The sequence below is a fragment of the Nonomuraea sp. NPDC048826 genome (assembly GCF_043198225.1).
Taxonomy (GTDB): Bacteria; Actinomycetota; Actinomycetes; order Streptosporangiales; family Streptosporangiaceae; genus Nonomuraea.
This window is the reverse complement of record NZ_JBICUQ010000012.1, coordinates 214901-236452: the sequence shown is the minus strand read 5'-3', so window position 1 is coordinate 236452 and position 21552 is coordinate 214901. Positions and strand designations below refer to the sequence as shown.

Sequence of the window (21552 nt, the reverse complement as noted above, 5' to 3'; positions counted from 1 at the left end):
CCGTCTTGCGTGGGACCGCGCGTTCTCCACCTCCACCGGCCGTCGTCCGGAGGTTAAAATCACGCGTGGAGCTACGTGACATCGAAATATTCTTGACCCTCGCCGAAGAACTGCATTTCGGCCGGACAGCCGAGCGATTACACCTGACACAGGCCCGCGTCAGCCAGTCCATCAAGAAGCAGGAGCGCCGGTTCGGCGCCGCGCTCTTCAACCGCACGAACCGATACGTCCAGCTCACCGAGTTCGGCGAACAGCTCCGTACCGACCTGGTCCCCGGCTACCGCCTGATCCAGCATTCGGTTTCGCACGCCCTGGCCAGAGGACAGGGCCTCACCGGGATGCTCCGAGTCGGTTTCTCGACCGTATGGTGCGGCAGGCTCGTGCTCGAAGCGGCCGACGCGTTCCAGGCAGAGCACCCCAACTGTCAGGTCGAGATCCGCGAAGTGCCGCTGCACGATCGATTCGGCGCCTTGCGCGCGGGACAACGCGACATACAGCTGACCGAGCTTCCCGGTGAAGAGTCGGACATCGTCAACGGGCCGGTGTTCTTCTCGCACCCGCGCGCCCTGGTCGTGCCCGCCGGTCACCGGCTCGCGGCGGAGAAGACCGTGTCATTGGAGGATCTGGCCGGCCAACCGCTGATCCCTCTGTCCGGCCCGCCGCAGTACTTCGCGGACTACCATTTCCCGTCGCACACCCCCAGCGGGCGACCCATCGCCCGCGGACCATCGGCCATGGTGTGGGAGGACGCCATGAATCTGGTACTCGCGGGGCGAGGCGTCTTCCCCGCCTCGGCCGAAGCGGCGACATACTACGCGCGGCCGGGATTGGCGTTCGTCCCGTTCCGCGATGCGCCGCCGGTGGAGTACGGGTTGTTCTGGCTCGCCGACGGCGAGTCGCCCAAGGTCCAGGCCTTCATCAAAACCCTCGTCGAGAAACTGTCGGCCACAGAGAGCCAGAGCCGACGTGCGGCGGGTCCATAAGCGCGGGTAATCGCGTGGGTCTCGCATCGTCGTTGTCGGACGCGACCGCCGGCCGGAGACTGATCGCGACTCCGATATGGAAGCGAGAAATGATGAACGGCAACCACCATATCGTCGTGCTCGGCGCCGGATACTCGGGCATGATGGCCACGGCCCGGCTCGCTCGCCGGCTGCGGCGTACCGATGCCCGCATCACGTTGGTCAACCCCTCGGCGAGCTTCACCGAAAGGCTGCGGCTGCACCAGATCGCCGCTGGACAGCGGCTGACGGATTTCCGGATCCCCGAAGTGCTGACCGGGACCGGTGTGACCTTCGTAGCGGGAACAGCCACCGCGATCGATCCCGGGACCCGCACGGTGGACATCGACGACGGTACGGAGGCGCTGCGCTACGACACGCTGGTGTACGCCCTGGGCAGCCACCCCGACACCGGCAAGGTTCCGGGGGCCGATGTCCATGGCTTCACCCTCGACAGCCCGGAGACCGCCAGCCGGCTGGCAGCCCGGTTGCGCGACCTCGAGGCGTCCGGCGGCACGGTGACCGTCTGCGGTGGCGGCCTCACCGGGATCGAGGCGGCGACCGAGATCGCCGAGACGTTCCCGCGGCTGGACGTCACGTTGCTCAGCCACGACAAGCCCGGGGCCATGATGGGCGCCAAGGCACGCGCCCACCTTCGCCGTGCACTGGACCGTCTGGGCGTCACCGTCAGATCGGGCGTGCGGGTGACCAAGGTGCTGCCCAACTCCGTCGAACTGGAGGACGGGCGGAACGTCCCGTCGGACGTGTGCCTGTGGACCGCGGGGGTGTCGGTGTCCCCGCTGGCCAAGGACGCCGGAATCGCCACCGACAGGCGAGGGCTCGTCCTGGTCGACGCGACACTCCGGTCAGTGTCCCACCCTGACATTCACGCGATCGGCGACGCCGCCGCGATCCGGCTGGCCTGGGGACAGATTCACGGCACCTGCCAGAGCGGGATACCGGCCGGCCAGTACACCGCCGACACCATCGCCAGACTGTTGAGGGGCAAGCGGGTCAAGCCCTTCCGCTACGGCTACTTCCACCAGCCGGTCAGTCTCGGCCGTCGCGACGCGGTCATCCAGTTCACCCACGCCGACGACACCCCGCGCAGGGCCTACCTCAAAGGCCGCTCCGCCGTCTTCTACAAGGAGAGGCTCGTCAGCAGCACGCCCCTCAAGACCTATCGGCTCCACAGATACATGTACGTCACAGGCACCCTGTCCAAGGGCGGGCGGGCCACCCGGAAGCCGGCCGTCTGAGGAATGCGGCTGCGCGCCGGGGATGTCCTCATCTGGCTCGCGGCGGTGGCGACGGCCACCGCGTGATCACCTTCATCGCCCGCCGCACCCGCTGACCCACCCCGGCGGAGATCGGTTCCGGCGTCATCAACCGCAACCAGAAGTACGGTTCCGCCGGCTCAGGGGTCGCGCAACACCGGCCGTGCCTACGCGGCCCAGGTGACCTTGCCTTCGGCGTTCATGGTGACCAGTTGCCCTGTCTCGGTGAAGCCGGCCGCGACGACGTCCGCGTGCCGCCGCCGTACCTCTCCCTCGGCGTCCAGCAGTTCCAGCTCACCACCGTGGACCAGACCGACCGCGCCGGAAGGATCGGTGATCACGCCGGCCCGAGTCGCGATGTCACGCGACCACCTCTGCCGGCCGCTCGAGTCGATGCCGCGCACCTCGGTGTGATGCACACCGCGGTCATCGACGTACCGCGAGACCACCGCGCCGCCTGCCGTACCGACCACGCATTCCCCCACCTGGTCGAGATCGACCTGGAGCGGAACCACGGCTCCCCCCTTGAGAAGCCCGCCGCGCTCACCGGTCAGGATCGCCCAGTCCCCGCCCACGCAGGCACCCCAATAACCTCCGGAGGGCAGGCGCTCCCCGGTCTCCCGCCACCCGCGAACGTCCCGCCGGAAGCGCAGGATCTCCCCGCCGGACACGGTGGGATCGGCGTACAGCAGCAGGGCAGCCCGCCTGTCCGGGCTTTCCCGCCACAGGGCTTGGCCCGCGTCGGCGACCGGACGGCGGTCCTCCGTCCCGTCAGGACGAACGATCCGCAGCTCGTCCCCCTCGGCGACCACCATGTCCCGCTCGCCCAGCCAGCTCAGCACCTTCCGGGTGGCGGTGGAGAAGGCCGCCTCCGGGCAGCGGGCCGCGCAGATCGCGGCCTGATCGTCCGTCCACACCCGCCGGCCGTCCGAGGAGTATCCGAGGTACGAACCGGCCTCCGGGTCGTACAGGATCGCCCCCGTCGAGGAGGCGGCGACGAAGACCGGGGCGATGCGCTCCTGCTCACCCGTGCCGGAACACGAGGCGACAGCCAGCGCGGCGAGCAGGAACCCGGCGAGTGCGCGGTGGCTCATCGGCCTCTAGATCCGCTTGGTCTGGAAGCTGCACGAGGGGTCGACGGCGTTGGCCTTGTCGAAGGTCACGCCGAAGCGCACGTAGACCTTCTCCTTGGCCGGCGCATTGATGTGGACCGTCTTGCTGCCCGACCCCTTCTTCGCACTCCCCGTGTAGTACCCGCCCTCCCAAGGGTCGACTGCGTTGTTCTTGTCGACGTACACGTCGATGGCCACGTCGTTCTTCGATCCGACGCTGCCGGAGATGTGCCAGTTGAACTTGGTGAAGACGTCGCCTCCGGCGTCGTTGTAGTAGTACCGCGCGGTGCCGCCGAACCTCTTGCTGTCCTTCGAGCACTCACCGCTGAGATACCGATAGCCGGACGCGGACGCGGAGGCCGAGGCACCCGTGGCGCCGCAGACCCCCACCACCAGCCCGACGATCGCCGCCTTCCGCAGAACGGTGGTCAGTCGCATGATGCCTTCTCTCGTCGTCGTTGACCTGTATTGCCTGAGAGACATTAGAGAGCGGCGGTATATCGCCGGTATGCCGCTGACCTGCGCCGGGTCGTCGCATCAGCGGGCATGACGACGTTCGGTCCCGCCGCACACCGGGCCGGGTCACCCGGAATCCCACCGTTAGAGGAGAGCTAGGAACCGGCAGCGGCAGGCCCGTCTCTCGGTGAGGGATCGTCGCCTTCGGTCAAGGGCCGCAGCACCTTGGCCTGCTCGACGTCGGTGCCCTCGGCCCGCATCCGGGCCGCCTCCTGGGCAGTGAAACCCGCCGCACGCCAGGCCGCCACCTCGTCGATCGGCACCCCGGCGCGCCAGAACTCGGTCATCAGGGTGATGGCGTCCTGCCCCGGGACGAGTACGCGTTCGGCCTCACGGGCGGACAGGCCGAGCGCGTCGAAGACCCGCGCCTGGCCAGCCTCGATGCCGCGTTTCGCCCACTCTGCCGCGGTGCCGTCGGTCCAGCCCGCTTCCACGAAGGCGCGTGCCCGGCTCGCTGGGACGCCCGCTCGCAGCAGCTCACGCATGCTGTCGGAACGTTCTTCGTCGGCGAACGCCTCGCCCGGCTTCGCGCCCCGGTGCAGCAGCCGCCACAGCAGGCCCCGAGGGCGCGGACGCTCGCCGGCGAGGTGCCGGTCGGCTGCCTCCTGGGGGGAGTAGCCCAGTTCGCGCCACCGCACCGCGTCCCGTGGGGTCATGCCGGCCCGCAGCCACAGATCCACGGTGTACGGGGTGGCTCCGGCGGTGCGCCAGGGCCGCGCGTCGGCGGCGGTGTAGACGCCGGCCTTGCGCCACCGTTCGGCGTCGTCGACCGAGAAGCCGTCCGCGATCCACCGCCGGGCGTCGGCGATGGTGAAACCGCGTTCGCGCCACTCGTGCAGCGGCTCGGGGCGCGGCTCGTCGGCGTAGGTCGTGGTCATGACCCTCCTCTCGTCGGCACACGCCGCGGCGGGTCCGCCGGAACGCGGGCCGCGGACGCCCACGCGGGCGCGTGCCCGCCATCGCCGATCAGGCAGACCACCACGTGCGCCGCGGGGCGCTGCTCCGGCCACGGCGTTGCGCCGTCGGTCAGCACGACGACCAGGTCGGGCCGGGGCCGCAGGGCCATCGCCGCGGCGAGGCCGGCCCGCATGTCGGTGCCCCCGCCGCCGACGAGCTCGATGTCGCTCGCCCGGCGCACCGCCTGGACCGCGTGGGGACGGACGTCGCAGCAGTACGCCCGCAGCCGCCGGTCCGGCCCGGCCGCGCCCTGGATGATGGCGGTCACCTCGGCGAGCAGCCGGTTCAGCACGTCATCCGTGACGCTGCCGGAGGTGTCGATCACCACTACGGTGTCCGGGACGACACGCACCATCGACGGCGGCACGATGTCGGTGTAGGCCCCGAGCCGGCGCGACGGGCGGCGGTAGCTGAAGTCGGCCTGCCCGGCGGTGCTCAGCCCGCGCCGGATCACTGCTCCCAGGCGGGCCCGCCAGTTCACCGAGGGGCGCAGGCGCTCCTCGGCCCAGCGGCGCCAGCCCGACGGCACCTCGCCGCGCACACTGATCCTGTCCTGGATGCCGGCCGCGATGGAGCGTTCGAGCAGTTCCCGGTCGAGCCGGCTGGGCCCTTCGCCGGAGCCGCCGTCCTCGTACGTGCGCTCCTGCCCGTCCACGACGCCGCCGCAGTCGATCGCATCCGCCAGTGGCCGCCCGCCGCGGCTCACGGCCTGGGCCAGCACCTCGAGCATCGGCACGTACTCCTCGGCGGTGCGGTTGGCCTGAAGGCCCAGCTCGGCGGGCGACACCACGCCCGCCGGGCCACGCAGGTCCTCGGCCTCCAGGTCGTCGTTGATCTCGGCGTCGGCGGCCTGGTTCCAGCGGTGGGCCTCCTCGTCGAGGACCGTGCCCGCGGCGGGGCTCACCTCCCGGCCCGCCTCCGGCCGTACCGGAGAACGGGCCGCGTGGCCGCGCACCAGGTGGCCCACCTGGTGCAGCATCCACCAGCCGACCTCCTCGACCGGCGTGGCCAGCGCGGTGCCCGGCTCCACGTACAGGTTCCATCGGGTGTCGGCGGGAAAGGCGCGGAAGCCCGGGTCGGCGACCGGCTCTCCGGTGTCCTCGTCCCTGGCCGGTTCCAGGATGACCGGGTTGAGTGCGAAGACGGCCGAGGCGAGGTACGGCGCCTGGTGCGCCGCCCACAGCCGCGCGGCGGCGATCCGGGCGCGTACCTTCTCTTCGTAGGCGGGGGCACGGAGGCGGTCGGCGCTCATCGCATCAGCCCCGCCGCGCGCAGCACCGGCGCGAGTTCGAGCATCGTCTTGGGCAGGGTCGCACCCTCGGGCCGGGAACGGGCCAGCGGCCGGGCCGCGGCCGCCGCCACGTCCGGCGCGGTGCGCGCGACCCGGGTCACCACCGCCCACGCCCGCTCCCACGTGTCGGCCGTGCCGTCCGACTGCACGTAGGCCACCACCGCGCCGAGCAGGGCATGCATCCGGTCGAGGCGTTCGGGCAGGCGGGCCCGGGGGTCGTTCAGCAGGGTCTTCGGGTCGGGCAGGTCAAGGTTGCGACGCCAGGAAAGCAGCTCGAACCCGGCCGCCTCACCGACCGCGCCGAGCACCAGCTCCGCCATGACCGGCTCGCCGGCGCCCAGGTGCTCGCACGCGGCGACCGCCCGCGCGGCCATCTCCCAGCTGCGCGGACTGGGCCAGCCGCAGCCCGCCCGGTCAGGACTGTCGGGCACCGCCAGCACGAGTTCCGGCCGTACCCGGAGGAACGCCCCGACCAGTGCCCGCGCGCCGGCCACCGCGGCGGGCCCGGCCGTGTCCTCGACGTCGAACTCCGGTGCCGGGAACCCGCCGGCGAAGCCCTCGGCGATGTCCTCGGCGGAGACCGTCCACTTCAGGTGGATGAGCCGGTTGGCCAGGGGCGCGGACAGCTCCCAGCCGTCGGCGGCCTGGTCCGGCGGGTTCGCCGCGGCCACGATCCGCACCTCGTCCGGCAGCGTCAGGTCACCGACCGTGCGCTCCAGCACCACCCGCAGCATGGCGGCCTGCACGGCCGGCGGCGCGGTGGTCAGTTCGTCGAGGAACAGCAGCCCGCCACCCTCGGCGGCGAGCCGCTCGGCCCACCTCGGCGGCGCGAACCAGGTGCCGCCGTCACGCAGCACCGGCAGCCCGGAGAAGTCGCTGGGCTCGCGGATCGAGCCGACCACCACCTCCACCGGCAGGCCGACCGCCGCGCCGAGCATGGTCACCGCGGATGTCTTGCCGGTGCCGGGCGCACCCCAGAGGATGACCGGCAGATTGGCCGTCACCGCGACCGCGAGAGCTTCCCGTGTCACCGATGGCGCCGCCATGATTCGTCCTCCTCGCCGGCCGCCCTGACCGTTTCCGGGCAGCAGTCGGAACGTCAAGCCGTGATCGCTGACGTTCGGTGTGTTCTGTGTACGGGTTATGGCCGGCCGCGGATCAGGCCCCGGCCGCCGTGCTTATCGGGCACCGCCTGTTCGCTGACGGCCGCGAGTGAGCTGATCGGGTCGTCCGCGTTCGCCGCCTGGGCAAGCGGTGCGATGCGATCGGGCTCCCTGGCGTCATCCTAGGTTGACGCGCGGCGTCGCGTCAACCAAAGATGACGACCCGGCGCCTGGCCCGGATCTGTGAGCCCCTGCTTCGGGAAGCGCACGCGCTCTACGAGCGAACCAGCCCGGCTTCGTAGGCGAGGATCGCCGCCTGGACGCGGTTGCTCAGGCCCAGCCTCAGCAGGATCGCGCTGACGTGCGACTTGACCGTGCCCTCCGAGACGAACAGCTCCCGTGCGATGTCGTGGTTGGACCGCCCACGGCCGACCAGCGCGAGCACGTCGAGCTCGCGCGGCGTCAGCGCCGCGATCTCCTTGCGCGCGGCCTCCTCCCTGGCCATCCGCCCACCGCCGAGCTGGGCGATCACCTTCTGTGCGATCCGCGGTGACAGGTAGGCCGCGCCACCGGCCACCGCCCGGACCCCCATGATCAGCTCACGGGGATCGGCCGCCTTGAGCAGGAATCCGGCGGCGCCGATGGCGAGGGCGCGGGCGACGTACTCGTCCTCGTCGAAGGTGGTCAGCATGACGATGGCGACCTCGGGGACGGCGGCGCGCAACTCCGCGGCCGCGGCCAGGCCGTCCAGGCGCGGCATGCGGATGTCGAGCAGGGCGATGTCCGGCCGGTGCGAGAGGACCACGTCGACCGCCTCGCGACCGTCGGCGGCTTCGGCGATCACCTCGATCTCCGGATCGGTGGTCAGGATCGACCTGACCCCTGCCCGGATCATGGCCTCGTCATCGGCCAGCACCAACCGGATCACCGGCTGACCTCGCTTTCGCTCGGGTTCTCCGGGAGCCGTGCGGTCACCGTGAACCCGCCTGCGCCATCGGGCCCCGCGCGCAACGTGCCGTCCAGCAGCCGGACCCGCTCGCGCAGCCCGGCCAGCCCGCTGCCGCCCCCACTCGACGGATCCGGCGTGTCCGCCGGCGCCTCGTTGGCCACGGTGACCGTGATCCCCTCGGCGTCCCGTACCACCTCGACCCGCACCTCGGCGCCCGGCGCGTGCCGCGCGGCATTGGTCAGAGATTCCTGCACCACCCGGTGCACGGCCCTGTCCACCAGGGGAGGGAGCGGTCCAGCGGAGCCGTGGAGCTCGACGGACAGGCCGGCGGCCCGCGCCCGCTCGACGAGTCTCTCGACGCTCTCGTCCGGCGGCTCGGTCGGGGCCCGGCCGTCCCAGGGCCGGCCGTCGCGCAATACTCCGACGGTACGGCGGAGCCGGTCGGTCGCGGTGACCGCCGAGGCGCGCAGCCCGGCCGCCGCCTCACGATTCCGCTCCGTCAGGTCGGGCGCCAGCTCCAGCGCTCCGGCTCGCAGCGCTATCAGCGCCAGCTCATGGCCCAGCGAGTCGTGCATGTCGGCGGCGATCCTGGCCCGTTCGCGGAGCCGTGCCCGTTCGGCGATCAGCTCCCGCTCCCGTTCGAGCTGCGCGACCCGCTCCCGCCCGGCCTGGACCAGCGCGGCCTGCTGTCCCCGGAAGCGCCCGGCCAGCCAGGGCAGGACCACGAACACGCCCAGCGTCAGCAGCGCGGTGCCGCCGTTCCAGAAGTCCGGCACCATGAAGAGCCCCGTAGGGGCAGCGGAGAGGGCCAGGACCAGCCAGTCGCGCCGGCTGGTCAGATGCCGGCCGTGCAGGTAGGCGGCCACGGCCAGGACGGCGAACAACAGCTGGCGCCAGGCCGGCACCTGCGCCAGGTACAGTCCGTTGGCGACGCAGGCCAGCGCGATCACCGCCAGGACCACCCGGTTCCTCCAGGCGGTCCACCTCCTGCCCGTTCTCATCGCGTGGAGCCTACCGACCGCCACGCGCGCAGCCGCGCCAGCCCCGTCACCAGCCCCGCGACGGCTGCCACCACCAGCGTGATCGTCAGCGGCGCGGCGTGGTAGGTGAGCTGCTCCCAGGTGATCGTCCGGCCGTTCATCAGGAACGAGATCGTCGCCGGGTACAGCGCCAGCAGCACGGTGGGCAGGAGCACCGGGACCAGCCGCAGCGCGACCCGCCGGCCGGATCGCCCGGCCCGCCGCGCCGCCCACGGGCCCGCCCGCCGTACTCCCAGCACGCCGAGCCCCGCCGCGGCCAGCACGACCAGCCCCAGGATCACCTCGATCAGCTGCCGATCACCACCGGGCACCCGCGGCGTGTCACCCTGACTCATGGCGACCAGCCCGGTGAGCACGTCGTAGGTGTCGTCGTACAGGCCCGCGCTGTTGGTCATGACCGCGAAGCCGTACCCCGTCTCGGGGTCGATCGCCTCCACCGCCGTATAGGTGAACAGGTTGCCCGCATGCACCAGCATGTCGGCGCCGTTCACGCTCTGCTTCCCCCAGCCCATCCCATAGTCGTGCACTTCGGACGGCGCGTGCATGGCCGCCAGGCTCTCGGCTCCGACCAGTTGCCTGCCCCGGCCGGTCTGGCTGATCAGCCACTTCCCCATGTCGGCCGCGTTGGTGACGACACCTCCGGCGCCTCCCCCGTACGGGAAGTCCCGCAGCTCGGAGCGCGCCATCCACACCCCGAACAGCGAGTTGAACCCGTCCGCGGGCCTGACCGCCGGATCACCGGCAGCGCTTCCGCTCATCCCCAGCGGCTCGAACACCCGCTCCTTCAGGTAATCCCCGAACCTCCGCCCGCCGGCCACCTCCACCAGCCGCGCGGCCGTCTCATAGTTGGCGTTGCTGTAAGCCCAGCGCGTCCCGGGATCGGCCGCCAGCTTCCCGCTGCCCAACTCCGCGACATACCCCGCCAGCGACGGGGCGCTCTCCGCCGCCCCAAGATCGACCGTCGCGTCCGAGATTCCCGAGGTCTGGTTGAGCAACTGCCTGACCGTGATCTCCTCGGCCCGCGGGTCCGCCATACGGAAGTCCGGCAGCCGATTCACCACCGGCTCATCCAAGGCGAGCTTGCCCTCCTCGACCAGGGTCATCACGGCCATCGCGGTGAACGACTTGGACAGCGAGGCGACCCGCATCGGCGTCCGCTCAGTGACCGGCCTCCCCGCCGCGTCGCGGCCGTACCCGGCCGCGTGCACGACCTTTCCCTGGTACGTCACGACGACCGACATTCCGGGCAGGGCGGTGGATTCCCAGGCTCGGGTGAGATAGGCGTCAACGGCTGCGGATTCGAGCTCCGCGGGGGAGGCCGAGGCGGGGGCCGCGGGCGCGAGAACCAGTCCCGCACCCAGCGCCAGGGTCATGAGCTGCATCTTCTTCATGAGTAGAACCGTAGGAATCACCGGCCTGCCGCCGGATCCGGCGAACGACCACGATCACCCCTGACGAAAGTAGGAGACGTGTCCACAGCACCGGCCGGGTGGGCTGTCCTGAACCACAGAATGCCCTGTTCCGGTACGAATCCTGGAGCACAAATGCCCGCCAAATGCCCTGTCTGTGCCCTGATTTCGCGATCTCCCATGACCAAGACTTAGCCAGGGCCGGTGGGCGGCCCTGTCTGATCTCCGGTTCATCGGCCGGAGAAAAAGGGGTGGTACATGCGCTCTTCATTACGCCGCGGTGGGGCCGCCGCACTGATCGCCGCCGGTGCGGTGGCGATCGCGACATTGCCCGCCGGCTCGGCATCCGGCGTGGCGCGTGGGTCGGCGGCACCCGGTGACGGGTACGGGTTCGTAGCGGACGTCAAGGTAGGCAACGCCGTGCGCGGCTGTTCCGGCGCGCTCGTCGATCCCGAGTGGATCGTGACGGCGAGGGACTGCTTCGTCGAGGGATCCGCTCCGGTGCCGACCGGCCCGCCCTCGCAGCCGACCACCGTCACCGTCGGCCGGGAGGACCTGACCGCCATCGGCAGGGGACAGGTGCGCGGCGCGACCCACGTGGTCCCGCATCCGTCGCGCAACCTCGCGCTGGTCAAGCTGGCCGGCCCGGTGGTCGAGGTGACGCCGGTCAAGGTGAGCGCGACCGCACCGGCCGCCGGGGAGGTGCTGCAGGTCGCCGGCTTCGGGCGTACGGCGACGGAGTGGCTGCCGGAGCGGCTGCACACGGCGCCCTTCTCGGTGAAGAGGGTCAACCCAGGAGCCGTCGAGATCGGCGGCGACCCGTCGGCGCCGGCGAGCATCTGCAAGGGGGACGCCGGCGGGCCGACGGTGCGCAACGTCGCGACCGGCCCCGAACTGGTCGCCCTGCACAGCACCTCCTACCAGGCGGGCTGCCTGGGCACCGCCGCGTCGGAGACCCGTGACCTGGCGATCGAGACGCGGGTGGACAACGTCCGGGACTGGGTACGGCAGACCGTGCGCGGGGGCACCTTCGTCCGCCTGCCCACCAGCGCGCAGGTTCTGGACACCCGGTCGGGGCTGGGCGCGCCCGCCGGTCCGCGGCCCGCGGACAGCCTCACCCCGTTCCAGGTGACCGGAGTGGGCGGCATACCGGCCGGCGGAGTCACCGCGGTGCTGGTCGATGTCACGGCCATCACGACCGCGTCCACCTACCTGACGCTGATGCCGGAGGGCGCGCCCCGCCCGCCGCTCTCGATGCTGAACGCCAGAGGCAACCAGGTCATCTCCAACACCGCGGTGGTGCCCGTGCCCGCCAGCGGGAAGATCGCCGTCTACAGCCACGGCCCAGGCGCGCACGTCTCGGTCGACGTCCAGGGCTACTACACCACCTCGGGGACCGGGCGAGGCTTCGTACCGGTCAACCACACCCGGATCGCGGACACCCGCAGCGATCTGGGCGGTGCGCCCGGCGTCGTGCCGCCCTGGGGATCGCGGACCTTCAAGCTGACCGGTGGTGTCATTCCCGCCGAAGCGTCCGCGGCGCACCTGGACCTGATCGTGACCGGCGCGACGCAGCAAGGCTGGGTCGGCGCCTACCCGGCCGGAGGCGTCAACAATCGCAGCGTCATGGACTTCGTCGGCGGTACGACCGCCCACAGCGTGACGGTGCAACTGGGCACGGACGGGCGCGTGACGTTCACGAACAACAGCAACTCCCAGGTGCATTTCGTGTTGACCGCGCTGGGCTACTACACCGCCAGCGCCGACAGCGGAGCGGGGATGCGCACGATCCCGGCGGCGCGCCGACTGGACACCCGCACGGTCGGCACCGGCGTGCCCGTCCCGGCGAACAGCACCATCGACGTACCGCTCGGCGTGCCCGCGGGCACCACGGCCGTGCTGAACCTGACCGCCGTCGACAACACGGCGAACGGCCACCTCAACGTGTGGCCGCTCGACGGCACCGAGAGCACCACGTCGCTGGTCAACTACGCGCCACCCGGCCAGGGCCCCCGCGCGGGCAACACCCTGGTCAAGGTCGGCACCGGCGGCAAGGTCCGGATCAGGAACGCCAGCTCGGGTTCCGCGCACGTCATGGTCGACCTGCAGGGCTGGTACGCCCCCGACCTCGTACCCGCCGGGGGCACGGCGATGGCCCAGACGGTGCCGGAGCCGGACGACGTGAACGTTCCGGGTCCGACCGTCGAGGATTTCCGCTACCCCGGCGCGGAGTCCATCGACGACATCGAGCTGATCCGCGGCGACGGCCGCATCACGCTGGTGGAGTGCACCACTGACCCGCAACTGATCACGGTGGAGAGCGTCGGCCGGTCGAAGTTCTGCTTCCGGGTCAAGGGCGACACCGGCTGGCTGAGCCTCCGGCTGGACGCCGTCTTCCTGGTGGGCGCCGGCGACCAGGTGGTCGAGGCGACCATCACCGCCAACGGCGAGGAGGAGACGGTCGTCGTGCCCGAGGGCCAGGTACGGCCCACCGGCGCCACCGACCCGAACTTCGCGGTGCTGCTGGAGCTGCGCGCCTCCCCGTGACGGCGCCTGGACGCGGATCCGACTCGGTACACGTTCGGAAGGAGGGCGTCGTGAAGGCGTCCCGACCATGGCTTGGTACGAAGCATCTGCTGGTAGCGCTGCTCGCGGCCGGAGGGATCGCCGTTCCCGCGCACGCGGCGGAACCGGCGGACGGGCGGGCGCGGGCGCTGGAGCTGATGAAGACGGCGGGACCCGGGGTCGCCAGGGCGGCCCAGGTCGCGCTCCTCGGCTCCGACGAGGACGTCCGCCTGTTCCTGGAAACCGACCGGCACCAGCTGGGCGTACAGGACGACCGGGTCCGGACGGCCTACCTCATGGAGGTGAGCGGGCCGGCGATGGTCCAGGCCGGGCAGAGGGCGCTGGCCGGCCCGCCTGAGCAGCTCCGGGAGCTCCTGGAGACCGGCTACCGGCCGATCATGACGCAGGACCGGCGGATCCGTGTCGCCGGCCTCATGGAGGTCGGCGGCCCGTCCACGAAGGCGGCCGGGCGCGCCGCGCTGGACAGCGGCGACGACGCCGTCATCCAGTTCCTGATGGACGGGCGGTACACCGCGGCGGAGCAGGACGACCGGATCGCGGTGACCCGGCTGATGGCCGCCGGCGGGCCCGAGGTCACCCGGGCCGCGCAGGTCGCGCTCCAGGGCACACCGCAGGACGTCCGCGAGTTCCTCGACCACGGCCGGCATGTGGCGCGGGCGCGGGACGAGGAGATCACCACCGTCGCCCAGTTCGCCGAGATCGCGCGGCTGGCGCAGGTGACGGCCGCCCAGGAGACCCAGGCGGCGAAGGAGGAAGCCGAGCGCGCGGTCAACGCGGCCCGGCTGGCGAAGGAGGCGGCCGAACGGGCCGCGGCGGAGACGGCCGCGGCCGGCTCGTCGGCCAAGAAGGCCACCGAGGCGGCCGGCCGGGCCGCCGACGCCGCCCGCCGCGCGGCCTCCGCGGCACAGGAGGCGATCGGGGCGGCGCAGGCGGCCAGCAACGCCGCCCGGGTCGCGGCGAGCGCGGCGTCGCGGGCCGCGTCCGCCGCGGTGCTCGCGGGCCAGGCCTCCGCGCGGGCCTACCAGGCGGCGGCGAACGCGGCGACCGACGCCACCAAGGCCGATGCCGCCCGGCAGGCGGCACAGCAGGCCCGCGCCGTCGCGGCGGCCGCGGAGAAGGCGGCCGACGCGGCGAAGGCCGCCGGTGAGGCCGTGGACCAAGTCAGCGTGGCGGTCGACGCGGCCCGCAGCGCGGTCGGCAACGCGCAGGCGGCCGCGGCGGCGGCCGAGCAGGCCGGCGGCCACGCCAACGTCGCCGCGGCCGAGGCCGCCAGGGCCAGGCAGGCCGCGGCCGAGGCACGCGCCCACGCTGCCCGGGCGGATCGGGCGGCCGACGCCGCCGAGTCCCTGGCCAGGCAGGCGAGGGCGGCGGCGCGGGACGCGGAGCACTGGGCCCGCGACGCGGCGGCCCACGCCAGGGCGGCAGCCGCCGCGGCCGACGAGGCCGCCGCGCACGCGGGGGAGGCGGCGGAGGCGGCCCGGCGCGCTGCGGAGCACGCCAGGAACGCGGCCGTCGCCGCCGCTGCCGCCACCGCGGCGGCCCAGGTCGCGGAAACCGCCGAGACGACCGCCCGGGCGGCCGAGGCGGAGCAACTGCGCTCGTACACCGAGGTGCGGGTCGCGGCAGCCCGCGCGGCGAAGGAGAAGGAGGAGGCACTGCCGGCCGCGATCCCCTGGGACGCGCCCGAACAGGACCGGGTGGACACCGAGACGGCGCGGCTCCTCGCGGCCGCCACCGCCGCCGGCGCCCCCGCCGAGGTCGTGCTCGACAACGGCCGGCGGGCCGCCATGCGCCTCGTGACCGCCGGCGGCACCTGGACCAGGACCGCCGCCGAGGCGGCGCTGGCCGGCTCGGCGGCCGACCTCCGTAAGTGGCTGGAGGCCACCCGCGCCACCGCCGCCGAGCACGACGACCGCTCCCGCGTCGTCCGGCTCGCCGACCTCAGCGACAAGCCGGCGCTGAAGGCGGCCGCCGCGGCGGCTCTGGCCGGTACGCACCAGCAGGTCGTGCGGTTCCTGCGGCTGCCCATGTACGAGGGCAAGATCCAGGACGACCGGATCGCCATCGCCAGAATCATGGAGACCGGCGGCCCGGCGACGGACGCGGCGGCGCAGACGGCGCTCAACGGCACCCCGGCCGACGCGCACCAATTTCTGCGCACCGGGCGCCACGTCGCGGCCGAGCAGGACGACCGCGTCGCGATCGCCCGCGCGATGGAGGCGGGCGGCGCCGAGGTCGACGCCGCCGCGCAGGCCGCCCTCAACGGCCCGCGCCGCTACCTGAGCGAGTTCCTCCGGACGGGGCTGTTCAAGGCCCGCCAGCGCGACCACGACACCGTGCTGCACGTCGCCAACGTCCGCAGGTACGTGAGCGAGGCGGCCGAATCGGCGGCCCGGGCGCGTACGGACGCCGCCGAGGCCGCCCGGGTCGCGGCGATCGCCAAGCAGGCCGCGGACGAGGCGGCGTACTGGGCGGACCAGGCCCGCGCGTCCGCTGACCAGGCCGAGGCGTTCGCCCGGCAGGCGGCCCAGGCCGCCGTCGAGGCCCGCCAGTCCGCCGACCGGGCCGAGGCGTCGGCGCGCACGGCCCGCGAGGCGGCGAACGCCGCCGCCCGGGACGCGAAGGCGGCGGCCCGGTCGGCGGCCCAGGCCGACGCCGCCGCGGCCCGCGCGCAGGCGTCCGCCGCCGCGGCCTACGCGTCCGCGGAGCGGGCCCGGGCGTCGGCGCTGGAGGCCGGCGACGACGCCGCCGAAGCGGCACAGGCCGCCCTGGACGCGCTCAACATCGCGGCGGCCAAGCAGCGCGCCGAGGACGAGGAGCGACTGCGGGCGAACACCCCGCCGCCGACCGGCCCGGAGAGCGGCCTGACCACGTTCGAGACGTACGAGCGGGGAACCCTGCTCGTCGTCTTCGACGGCGCCTGCTATCTCAACGGCTACGAGCTGCCCGGCGATCTCGGCGTCGACTCCTGCGGCGAGCTGGCGAGCGACTTCGACAGGTGGCTGGGCGACTTCGGCGCCTTCTTCGACCTGGCGGGGATAGAGGCGGACGACTGGGCCGCGGTGCTGCTCAAGACGTACTGCACCGGCGAGAACAACCGTGGCGGAGACCCCTGCGGCAACGTCCTGCGCCACGAGCTCCGCGACGTGTCGATGGCGCCGATGGCCGAATTCGGCGGCCCCGGCCTCTTCCCCGGCGTCGGCGGGCGCAGACCGCCGCTGCACAACCTGGCCGCCAGCCGGGCGCTCTTCGAGGAGTACAAGAACATCCTCCGGACCGAGATGGTCAAGCCGTACGTGGTCGACAGCCAGCTCGCCAAGTGGTTCGACGAGCTGTGGCGGCCTGGCGCGACCGTCGGCAACGGCAGCACCGCGGCCGCCGTCCGGTTCGAGCTCAAGTTCGGCGGCTCGGTCGGTGGCGCCCACCACACGCAGAAGGCGAGGAACTACATCGACGCGCTGGAGAAGTGGCTGAAGAACCATCCGACCGCGTCGCCGGGCGACCGCGCGGCGGCGGAAAACGTGATCATCGACCTGCGCAACGCGCTGGCAGGCAGGTGAGACCCGGCCCCGTGACGACCAGGTCGTCACGGGGCCGCCGTCCCATGACCTTTCCGGGAAGAACGTCGGGAGATCCCCCCGCGCACCAGGGGGAGAGGGAACAGCCGTCGCGAGGTGAGCCCGCGGCGACCGTTCCTGTTCAGGGCGCCGGGATCACCCGGGTGGGACCGCGCCGGTCCAGACCACGCGGGCGGCCGAGTAGACCGCCAGCAGTTCGTTGTCGAAGTAGGGGGACAGGCCCGTGTCGTAGCGCAGGTTGCCGTCGGCGTCGGCGACGCTGACGGACAGGCCGTTCAAGTAGCCTCTGGCGCTGGCCGCGTCGTAATTCAGCAGCCAGGAGGAGCCTTGGGCGCCGTGCCCGGTGAACCAGGAGCGCACGGGCAGCAATCGCTCGCCCTTCAGGACGGGGGAGTGGGCGGTGGTCGTGACGCTGCCCACGGTCATCTTGAGGTTCTGTCCGCTGTACGGCCGCACGCCGTCGGGGTGCGGGCCCGCGGGGTAGCCGAAGACGTTCACCGAGTAGTCGAGCGGCTGGTTCCAGGCCAGGCCCAGCCCGCCGACGTTGTCGCCCAGCCTGCCGTAGCCGGTCAGCTCGCCCGTGGCGGAGGGGACGACGCCCTCGTACACGTTGACGAAGGCGTAGCCGCGGTCGAAGTCGCGGTAGACGTCGAAGTCGTAGTGGCCGAAGAGCTGCTTGCCGACGTACAGGCCCAGAGGTGCGGTGCCGTCGGTGTAACGGGGCACGAACACCCACTTGTCGAGCGCGGCGCCGGAGGTCTGCGTGTCGAACGCGCACTGTGCCGCGGTCGCCACGACGTTGCGGTACTGCGAGTTCACGGCGCTGCCCGTGCACCAGTGTGGCTGCCCGTCCGCGCCGATGAAGAAGACCTTGCCCAAGGTGGCCGGGCCGTCGGGTTGCGTCGGAGCGCTGTCGGAAGGAAGCGACGGCGCGAGACGGCCGGGCTTGCCGCTGGGCGTGATGACGGCGCCCGGGAGGGGCGGGTTGACAGCGTCGCGCACGGTGTAGGGGGCGGCGTTGACCAGGTTGGCACCGCCGTCGCCGAGCCAGAACGCGGCGACCTCAGCAGCGTCCTGCGCGGAGGCCAGCGGCTTGGTCACGACGACGGCGTCGACGTCAGCGGCGGTGGGTGCGGCCATCAGAGCGGCCGGCAGAAGACCGGCGGCTAACACACTGAGGGCTCTCCATGACATAGGCATCTCCTGTCTGTTCGCTGTTCTCCAGCCACGATTTCGAACACATTTTCGTGTTCCTGTTGAGACGGTACCTGCCCGGTTAGTGGCGATCAACGGGTTTCACGAACGTGCGGACCGAGCGGGCACGGCAGCCGTTGCGGGAGCGGTGCATCGCGTATCCGCCACCGTGCCGGCTCACTACGATTCCGCCATGCCTCTCGATCTTGTTTTCTACGCCGTCGGAGTGGTGCTCGCCGTACTCGTGGCTCTGCCCCTGATGCTTGCGGCGGGGGCCGTTCCTGCGGCGTTGCTCTCCGCCCCGCCCAACCGCCACGAGTTCACGAGCCGACGAGTCGTCGTCTTGGGACGTCTCACGTCGTTGGCGGGTGCCTTGTTGATGGGGCTCGGAGCGTGGTGGGCGCGTGAAGATCACCGCTACGGCGAAATCGATTTCATCGGGTTCCTGCTGATCACCCTCGTCGGTGCGGGCCTGCTCACCACCGGATTCGGCCCGCTGCCTTCACGGCTGCTGGAGATCCTCGGCCCGTTCTCGGAACGCCTGCCGTCACCCCTCCGCCTCGCCGTCCGTGACCTGTCCGACCGCCGGGCCCGTGCGGTGCTCGCGATCACGCTGGCGATGATGGCGACCGCCTCCGGTCTCTCACTGACGATCATCGCGGTCGGCACAACCGCGCAGAGCAGGGCCGAGTATTCCGCCCGTGGAAGGCCGGGCAGCTTATCGGTCTGGCCAAGCCCTGCGTACCTGGGGCCTTTCTCGGCCGTGGACGTGGCCACCGTTCGGGCAACGATGGAGCGAGAACTGCCCGGCGTGCCGATCGCCCAGAGGGAGATTCTCGCGGACTCGTCCTGGTACTTCGAGGCCACGGCGGAGAGCGTCGAGTTACCGGAGGAGGCCGTCTACTGGGATCAGGCCATCGGTGACGAGAAACTGCTGCGCTACCTCACGGGCGATCAGTCGACGCCGTACGACGAGGGCACCGCCGTGGTGATCACCTCGGCCGACGTGGCGGTCGACTCGGTGACCATCCACTACGAGATCGACGGGAAGCTCGGCGCGAGCAAGACCGTCCGGGCGATCGTCGCCGTGACCTCCGACCCCCATATGGAGACGATCTTCGTCCCCTCGAAGATGGTCCGGGATCTCGGCTATCAGCTCGAACCGACTGAGCTGATCGTCGACCCCGCCCTTCATCGGGTCACGGTCCGGGAGCAGCAGCGCCTCGACGATCGGCTGGACGATGCGGTCGCGGAGGTCCGCGTCGAACGGGGCTTCGTCGCCTCCACCGGGTGGGTGCCCGTCGCTGGGGCGGCGTTCCTCGTCGCTCTCGGGTGCGCGCTGACGCCCGGCTTCGGCCGAACCGCCAACGCGCGCCAGGCGCGGGTCATGAGACGGGCCGGCGGTGGATCGGCCTCGGCCTTCCGGTGGTTCTGCGCCGCCCGCGCCGGCCTGAGCGCCCTGTTCGGAACCGTCCTGGGCGCCGTCATCGGGTGTTCCGCCGGGATGTCGCTGCTGTGGCCGCTGACGATGCGCACCACCTGGGAGGCGCCGGTGCGGGTGCCGTTCGAGACGCCCTGGCCGGCGATCACGGCTGTCGTGGGTGGTCTTCCCCTGATCGCCGCAGCTCTCGGCGCGCTCTTCGCCCGCGAGCATCAGCGGGCATCCGCGCCTCAGCGTTCCGACGCCACCCGCGTTCCCTAGCGCGGACCGTGCTGCTCGCCGGTCTGGAAGCGAGCATCGCCGTCGCGGAGCCGGGCCTCATCGGCCGTCGCGGAGCGGTCTGACCGAGCACCGTCTTGGTCGGCAGGACGATCCCCGGCCAGCAGCAGCCCGAGAGCGGGCCCGAGCGCGAGACCTGCCATGGCCGGCGCGGCCGGAAGGAGCGCGCCCGCCGCGAGCAACGGTGTCACCAGCGCGGTGGATCCGGCCGAGTTGCCGGCCCGTGAGGTGCTCGGTCCCGCGCGCCTGACCGAGCTGGTCAGCCGGTACGGCAAGCCGTTGGCCGTACCCGTGGGCGAGGTGTCACGTACCTTCCGCAGGGCTGAGGCGCTGGCGGAGGCCGGCTCCGGCGGCGTCGAGATCGACTCGGAAGCCGACCCTGGACAGCTCCTCGGCCTGCCGGGGGTCTCGGAGCGCGCCGCCGCCCTAATCCGGATGCGCACCCTCCGCGATCCCGACGCGGCCCTGCCGGGCGTCCCGATCCGTGAGGTGGACCGGTACCGCCCCTGGCGCTCGTACGCGTCACAGCACTTCAGCCCCTGACGGCGTGAACCCGCGCCATGGAGAACGCTGCGGCTCTTTCCCGCATGCGCACGACCTTGCCGATTTCACTTGCATCATGAAAGCGATACCTCTAGGGTTACTTGCATGATGCAAGCGACGCAGCAGAAGCACTTCACCACCACCTTCACGGTCGACAAGACCCCCCGGGAAGCGTTCGAGGCGGTCACCGACGTTCGCGGCTGGTGGTCGGAAGACGTCAAGGGCACCACTGACCGGGCCGGCGCCGTCTTCTACCACCACTTCAAGGACGTCCACCGCTGCACGGTCCAGATCACGGAGCTCGTACCGGATCGCAAGGTCGTCTGGCGGATCCTGGACAACCACTTCAACTTCATCGCCGACCAGAACGAGTGGAAGGGCACCGACGTCGTCTTCGAGATCACCGGCAAGGACGGCGGCGCCGAGGTCCGTTTCACCCACGTGGGCCTGGTCCCGCAGTACGAGTGCTACGAGGTGTGCTCCAACGCCTGGGGCGGCTACATCGACGGCAGCCTGCGCAACCTGATCAACACCGGCAAGGGACAGCCCAACCCGAAGGAGGACGGGGACATCCCCGTCCATCAGCAGGCCGCCACCGCCGCCCGCGCCGTCCGTACGGAGTCGGCGGTCGCCTGAGACGGCTCCATCACCGCTTCCATCCCCGCCTGACACCAGGAGAGACATCATGACCACGTTGAGCCCCGGCAGCATCCTCATCGGCACCACCGACCCGGTGAAGCTACGCGACTGGTACCGCAACACGCTCGCGCCGGAGCAGGAGGGCGAGGGCCCGATCGACTTCGGCGGCTTCCACCTGGTCATCGACCAGCGTGACGACGTCGCCGCGAAGAACGGCGAACCCGGACGTATGATCCTCAACTTCCACGTCGACGACTTCGACGCCGCGGAGGCGAGGCTGCGGGCGGCGGGCGTCGAATGGCTCACCGCCGTCGCGGACCGCCCCGCAGGCCGATTCGGGACGTTCCTCGACCCCGACGGGAACTACCTCCAGATCGTCCAGTTCAAGCAGGACACATAGAACCGGTACGAGGCCCGGCATCCGCAGGAGCTTCGCGGCTCTCCGGCGGAGCACGAACAACGGTCACCCATGGCCGCGCGTCACCCGGCGGCGGCGCCATCAGCGGCCCGGCAGGCGTCCGGTGCCGATGGACGAGCTCGTCGGCCACTATCTGCGTCGAAGGCGGCGACGCGGGCCGCGTCATCCGCGCGTACGGATGACCGCGTGACGCGCACCCGCACGTCACGCGGTCGTCAC

17 protein-coding genes are annotated in these 21552 nt (G+C 71.8%); 8 read left to right on the top strand and 9 right to left on the bottom strand.

Annotated elements, in window-relative coordinates:
• Window positions 1-65 precede the first annotated feature (65 nt).
• Together ACGFI7_RS37525 and ACGFI7_RS37520 are read left to right on the top strand one after the other, a co-directional pair.
• The gene (locus tag ACGFI7_RS37525) at window positions 66-983 is read left to right on the top strand and encodes a LysR family transcriptional regulator (protein WP_393413282.1); all 918 of its coding nucleotides are present in this window, start codon (window positions 66-68) and stop codon (window positions 981-983) included.
• Between the two features lie 89 nt (window positions 984-1072).
• Entirely contained in the window at window positions 1073-2260 is a 1188-nt protein-coding gene (locus ACGFI7_RS37520) for an NAD(P)/FAD-dependent oxidoreductase (RefSeq protein ID WP_393413280.1), read from the top strand.
• A gap of 185 nt (window positions 2261-2445) precedes the next feature.
• Here the strand turns inward: ACGFI7_RS37520 and ACGFI7_RS37515 are convergent, their stop codons facing one another.
• The 8 genes from ACGFI7_RS37515 to ACGFI7_RS37480 all read right to left on the bottom strand — a co-directional run bounded on the left by ACGFI7_RS37515 (window position 2446) and on the right by ACGFI7_RS37480 (window position 10637).
• On the bottom strand, window positions 2446-3372 hold the full coding sequence (locus tag ACGFI7_RS37515) for a hypothetical protein (protein ID WP_393413278.1): 927 nt from the start codon (window positions 3370-3372) through the stop codon (window positions 2446-2448).
• 6 nt (window positions 3373-3378) lie between these two features.
• Window positions 3379-3828, bottom strand: a complete 450-nt coding sequence (locus ACGFI7_RS37510) for a hypothetical protein (protein ID WP_393413276.1) — start codon at window positions 3826-3828, stop codon at window positions 3379-3381.
• A 173-nt stretch (window positions 3829-4001) separates the two neighbouring features.
• Window positions 4002-4784, bottom strand: coding sequence for a hypothetical protein (locus tag ACGFI7_RS37505; protein WP_393413274.1), 783 nt, complete (start codon window positions 4782-4784; stop codon window positions 4002-4004).
• Entirely contained in the window at window positions 4781-6115 is a 1335-nt protein-coding gene (locus ACGFI7_RS37500; RefSeq protein WP_393413272.1) for a VWA-like domain-containing protein, read from the bottom strand. The genes ACGFI7_RS37505 and ACGFI7_RS37500 overlap by 4 nt, the downstream gene beginning before the upstream one ends.
• Window positions 6112-7200, bottom strand: a complete 1089-nt coding sequence (locus tag ACGFI7_RS37495) for an AAA family ATPase (RefSeq protein ID WP_393413270.1) — start codon at window positions 7198-7200, stop codon at window positions 6112-6114. The genes ACGFI7_RS37500 and ACGFI7_RS37495 overlap by 4 nt, the downstream gene beginning before the upstream one ends.
• Before the next feature lie 331 nt (window positions 7201-7531).
• Window positions 7532-8185, bottom strand: coding sequence for a response regulator (locus tag ACGFI7_RS37490; RefSeq protein WP_393413268.1), 654 nt, complete (start codon window positions 8183-8185; stop codon window positions 7532-7534).
• Complete coding sequence (locus ACGFI7_RS37485) at window positions 8182-9207, bottom strand: sensor histidine kinase (RefSeq protein WP_393413266.1); 1026 nt, start codon at window positions 9205-9207, stop codon at window positions 8182-8184. The genes ACGFI7_RS37490 and ACGFI7_RS37485 overlap by 4 nt, the downstream gene beginning before the upstream one ends.
• Window positions 9204-10637, bottom strand: coding sequence for a serine hydrolase domain-containing protein (locus ACGFI7_RS37480; protein ID WP_393413264.1), 1434 nt, complete (start codon window positions 10635-10637; stop codon window positions 9204-9206). The genes ACGFI7_RS37485 and ACGFI7_RS37480 overlap by 4 nt, the downstream gene beginning before the upstream one ends.
• A gap of 276 nt (window positions 10638-10913) precedes the next feature.
• On the opposite strand from ACGFI7_RS37480, the gene ACGFI7_RS37475 reads away from it, so the two are divergent.
• Both ACGFI7_RS37475 and ACGFI7_RS37470 read left to right on the top strand, forming a co-directional pair.
• Window positions 10914-13202 (top strand): S1 family peptidase, encoded by a 2289-nt coding sequence (locus tag ACGFI7_RS37475; RefSeq protein WP_393413262.1) that lies wholly within the window; start codon window positions 10914-10916, stop codon window positions 13200-13202.
• A 50-nt stretch (window positions 13203-13252) separates the two neighbouring features.
• A complete protein-coding gene (locus ACGFI7_RS37470; RefSeq protein WP_393413260.1) occupies window positions 13253-16801 on the top strand; it encodes an ALF repeat-containing protein in 3549 nt (1182 codons plus the stop codon).
• A 153-nt stretch (window positions 16802-16954) separates the two neighbouring features.
• Here ACGFI7_RS37470 and ACGFI7_RS37465 read toward each other — a convergent pair whose 3' ends face one another.
• Window positions 16955-17959, bottom strand: coding sequence for a hypothetical protein (locus ACGFI7_RS37465; protein ID WP_393413258.1), 1005 nt, complete (start codon window positions 17957-17959; stop codon window positions 16955-16957).
• Between the two features lie 247 nt (window positions 17960-18206).
• Here ACGFI7_RS37465 and ACGFI7_RS37460 point away from each other — a divergent pair, with 247 nt between their 5' ends.
• The 4 genes from ACGFI7_RS37460 (at window position 18207) to ACGFI7_RS37445 (ending at window position 21315) form a co-directional block, all read left to right on the top strand.
• Complete coding sequence (locus tag ACGFI7_RS37460) at window positions 18207-19715, top strand: hypothetical protein (protein WP_393413256.1); 1509 nt, start codon at window positions 18207-18209, stop codon at window positions 19713-19715.
• A 159-nt stretch (window positions 19716-19874) separates the two neighbouring features.
• On the top strand, window positions 19875-20276 hold the full coding sequence (locus ACGFI7_RS37455; RefSeq protein ID WP_393413254.1) for a hypothetical protein: 402 nt from the start codon (window positions 19875-19877) through the stop codon (window positions 20274-20276).
• A 105-nt stretch (window positions 20277-20381) separates the two neighbouring features.
• On the top strand, window positions 20382-20912 hold the full coding sequence (locus ACGFI7_RS37450; RefSeq protein WP_393413252.1) for an SRPBCC domain-containing protein: 531 nt from the start codon (window positions 20382-20384) through the stop codon (window positions 20910-20912).
• 49 nt (window positions 20913-20961) lie between these two features.
• Window positions 20962-21315: a VOC family protein gene (locus tag ACGFI7_RS37445; RefSeq protein WP_393413250.1), complete on the top strand. Its 354-nt coding sequence runs from the start codon at window positions 20962-20964 to the stop codon at window positions 21313-21315.
• Window positions 21316-21552: the final 237 nt, after the last annotated feature.

Excerpts from the sequence above, each read along its gene's own strand:
- ACGFI7_RS37450 (WP_393413252.1), top strand. The coding sequence starts at position 20,382 with ATGATGCAAGCGACGCAGCAGAAGCACTTCACCACCACCTTCACGGTC.
- ACGFI7_RS37455 (WP_393413254.1), top strand. The coding sequence starts at position 19,875 with ATGGCCGGCGCGGCCGGAAGGAGCGCGCCCGCCGCGAGCAACGGTGTC.
- ACGFI7_RS37445 (WP_393413250.1), top strand. The coding sequence starts at position 20,962 with ATGACCACGTTGAGCCCCGGCAGCATCCTCATCGGCACCACCGACCCG.
- ACGFI7_RS37505 (WP_393413274.1), bottom strand. The coding sequence starts at position 4,784 with ATGACCACGACCTACGCCGACGAGCCGCGCCCCGAGCCGCTGCACGAG.
- ACGFI7_RS37485 (WP_393413266.1), bottom strand. The coding sequence starts at position 9,207 with ATGAGAACGGGCAGGAGGTGGACCGCCTGGAGGAACCGGGTGGTCCTG.
- ACGFI7_RS37520 (WP_393413280.1), top strand. The coding sequence starts at position 1,073 with ATGATGAACGGCAACCACCATATCGTCGTGCTCGGCGCCGGATACTCG.
- ACGFI7_RS37475 (WP_393413262.1), top strand. The coding sequence starts at position 10,914 with ATGCGCTCTTCATTACGCCGCGGTGGGGCCGCCGCACTGATCGCCGCC.
- ACGFI7_RS37465 (WP_393413258.1), bottom strand. The coding sequence starts at position 17,959 with ATGGCCGCACCCACCGCCGCTGACGTCGACGCCGTCGTCGTGACCAAG.
- ACGFI7_RS37495 (WP_393413270.1), bottom strand. The coding sequence starts at position 7,200 with ATGGCGGCGCCATCGGTGACACGGGAAGCTCTCGCGGTCGCGGTGACG.
- ACGFI7_RS37510 (WP_393413276.1), bottom strand. The coding sequence starts at position 3,828 with ATGCGACTGACCACCGTTCTGCGGAAGGCGGCGATCGTCGGGCTGGTG.
- ACGFI7_RS37460 (WP_393413256.1), top strand. The coding sequence starts at position 18,207 with ATGCCTCTCGATCTTGTTTTCTACGCCGTCGGAGTGGTGCTCGCCGTA.
- ACGFI7_RS37480 (WP_393413264.1), bottom strand. The coding sequence starts at position 10,637 with ATGAAGAAGATGCAGCTCATGACCCTGGCGCTGGGTGCGGGACTGGTT.
- ACGFI7_RS37515 (WP_393413278.1), bottom strand. The coding sequence starts at position 3,372 with ATGAGCCACCGCGCACTCGCCGGGTTCCTGCTCGCCGCGCTGGCTGTC.
- ACGFI7_RS37500 (WP_393413272.1), bottom strand. The coding sequence starts at position 6,115 with ATGAGCGCCGACCGCCTCCGTGCCCCCGCCTACGAAGAGAAGGTACGC.